Origin of the sequence: Fibrobacter sp. (assembly GCA_012523595.1) — a bacterium.
Lineage (GTDB): Bacteria > Fibrobacterota > Chitinivibrionia > Chitinivibrionales > Chitinispirillaceae > JAAYIG01.
Genome location: JAAYIG010000066.1, coordinates 1 through 3,271 on the forward strand (window position 1 = coordinate 1; position 3,271 = coordinate 3,271).

The 3,271-nt window shown below is 46.9% G+C and carries 1 protein-coding gene; it reads right to left on the reverse strand.

What is annotated here, in order from left to right; genetic code table 11:
- Window positions 1–79: 79 nt before the first annotated feature.
- A partial coding sequence (locus GX089_04035; protein NLP01642.1) for a hypothetical protein occupies window positions 80–3,271 on the reverse strand: 3,192 nt, incomplete at its 5' end.

Consider the following 3,271-nt stretch of genomic DNA (forward strand, 5'->3'; position numbering starts at 1 on the left):
ACGACAAGCCTCCGTAAATACATGAAAGGCTTGCAGAAGAAAAAGAATAAAGTTAAGAATTTCTTTCAACATAAACTTGTCAATTACGCAGCATAGAATGAGAAATATTCAATTGCCGGAATAATAATCCCTCAGCCAGCAGGACAGGCACTCCGGTTTCTCCGAAGTAAAGATCAAATGTGACATCGTTCCCGTCAGGATCACTGCACTCCCAGGACAAAGTCACAACTTCCTCATCTGAGAGAGAATCATCCGATGGTACCGGATTTGAGGGCACTGAGGGAGGACTCCCGTAGTGAATTACAAATGATGTGTCCAGAATGTCGGGATAATCCACCACCACTATTCTCAGTGTATCATCCACGGGTCCTGAAACCATCGGATTGACTATCATTGTAATCATCCCGGCAGAATCTGCTTTAGCGATTGTCTGGGTGTTCCTCTGAAAGATTCTTACCGTGTCCGGATCTCTTTCGGTAAGCAGAAACCCGATCTTCACCGGATCCACTGAGTCACTGAGATCAATGGCACCATCGTCTGTATACTTTCCACTGAAATTCATTGTTAAACCAAGCTCAAGGGGAGGTCTTACAAGAATCACTGGAATCAGAGTATCGCTGTTTCCAACTGAATCGGTAACAGTAATTATCAGCTTCTGCAGTCCGGTATCCGCCGTCTGAGGAAAATATCTCACTGTCCCATTTACAACAGGAACACTGCTTCCGCTTCCGGAAAAGTAAGCTTTCCATTTCAAAGGTCCTTTCCCGGTTCCATCTACGATGGAAAGCGGAACAATAATTGAATCCTGAAGAGCCTCGTAACTACTGGCAAAAGCAGTAGATTCAGTCTTGATCTGCACATGCCCCGGCAACCTCAGGTAAAAGGTCCAAACAGGTCCTTCCACAACAGATTTCCCATCTGAGGCAGTCACTTTCCAGCAGTACTGTCCTGACCTGTTGAAAACCTCTGATGTAAAGGATTGCGTTTGCAGGCCGGTAGCGATCTCAGACGGCTCGGGGCAGAACGAGGCTGACAAACTGTAAAACACAAAACCATCCCGGTCCCCTCCCTGCCATGAAAAATTCACGACACTGTCGTTGACAACAGAACCATCGGACGGGAATGGTTCTCCGGGCGGTTCAGGTGCAGTCCCGTAATAGACAACAAGAGAACAGATATCGGAATGGCCGCTTCGGTCAGTTGCTTTAACAAGAACCGTGTCATATCCTGAAGGCATCTCAGAGGAAAAAAGGGATATCGAAAAGTTACGCTCCTTATTGATTTCTAAAAGATCGGAACGATTTCTCCTGATTACACTGGCTGTAAACAGTTCCGCCAGATCGGTATCCGGATCATCTATGTGAAAGTCAAGGGTAACCGATCCGGATGAGTCGCTCAGGTCAATTGCACCTGCAGAGGTTGTGTCCGTAAGATTAAGCAGTTCCAGTTTAAGAGGACGGTTCGGTGGCACAACCAGTATGGAAGGGTACAGAGTGTCTGAGGTAAGGAAAGTGTCGGTAACCACTATCTTAAGATGAACCAGGCCTGTATCAGAGGAAAGCGGCATCCATAGAAGAGTATCACCGCTGAAATTAAGCTCCCTTTTTCTCTCCATTACCCATGCACTGAACTGATATGGTCTTGCACCTCTGGAGGTGTCAGTCTCAAGAAATTTCCTGAAAACACTGCCGGTTTCCACAAATTTCGGAAAGTCATTTTCCCGTATCGTAAACTTAACGCTTTCCCTCAGATCCGAAGAATCCACCACCATCATTTTGAACCTGTGAACCACACTCTGGTAACCATCATATAAATAGATGACAAATTCGTGCAACCCGATTTTCGCACTGTCCACATCCCAGAATATGCTTCCATCCTCTCCAACCACCATTGATGGGTCACCACTTATCAGCCTGATCTTCACCGGATCATTATCAGGATCACGCACAATGATACTGTCTCTGTAAATGTTCCCGGCAGGCATGGGCAGGGGCGGCCTGGGCGGGGTCTCCACAACAGGAGGAGAGTTTTCAAATATCAGAAGAGTATCACGGACATCATTACCGCTCCTGTCAACTGCCCTTATATAAAACCTGTTCCCCTCAGGTAAATGAAACAGAGGCAGGCGGATTTTCCAGAGATAATCATCTTCGGGCAAGTACCTTTTCCCATTAACAGTCAGTGAATCGATCCCGCTCCCCTCATCAAACGCTATCACCTTGAGGACAACTGTATCACCTGAAACCGTAAGCAGCCGCGCATCACTGCCCCCTGCAGTAGTCTCCAGAATCACAGGAGCAACATTGTCTTTCTGCCCGGGATTGTAGATAATTACCCTGGATGCTGAAACAATGGATTTCCCGTCCTGATCTAAAGCGGTGATTGTGATATTGTTTGCCCCCTCTTTGAGTTCAACTATTCTGGACCAGGCCGCTTCGAAAGTCCCTTTCACTGAAAAAGTATCGGTCTCATTCCCGATATTAATCCTCAGTTTCACCTCAATAGGATCACCGGCATATCTGCTTACGGTTCCCATTATCCTCACCGAATCCACAGCCTGGAGAATAGTGTCGGAAGGAGGAACAAGTATCGACAGATTAAGCTCCGCCCCTTTCCTGGCTTTCGGATCGTACACAAGCCATAGATTGACCGTAGTATCATTGCGGTTTTCCGGGTTATCGAGAGTATAGATACTCACAGGGAGAGAATCTTTAAGAGTGTCAAGCCTGTCAAACACCTTTATATAAAGTGAGTCCTGAGCGATAATGTCAAAAGGTTTTCCGTTGATCGAGGCGGAATCGACTCTTCCCGGTCCGCGATCCTTTATGCTGACACTGAAGAAGAAAGCTGTTTCAGCGGTTCTGATTGTGTTCCCGGAAATAGTATAGTTGTCCTGAATAAAACTGATACGTGGGGGAGTGTTGTCAGACAGGGAAAACGCGAAAGGTACAGCCGGAGACGAGAAATAGCCGTCACTTACTCTCAGTGTCCCGACACCATCAGCTCCGGCACTGTGAAGAATGACATTTGTATCTGAAACCGAGCTCTTCACAACTGTACCCATCCTGAAATCCCAGAGGTAAAACACATCTCTGTCCCTCACCCCGGGAGTACTGAGCCTGATCTCCTCACCGAAGCTGCCGGAGACGGGACTCTGAGAGAGCGGTGACCTGATGTAAAAATCAATTTTCTGAAAAACCTGCTGCCCGTTTGTCCTCCCTGTGATAAAGTTTATGCTGTTAGCTCCGGTATCACTGAATGAGAAAACAAA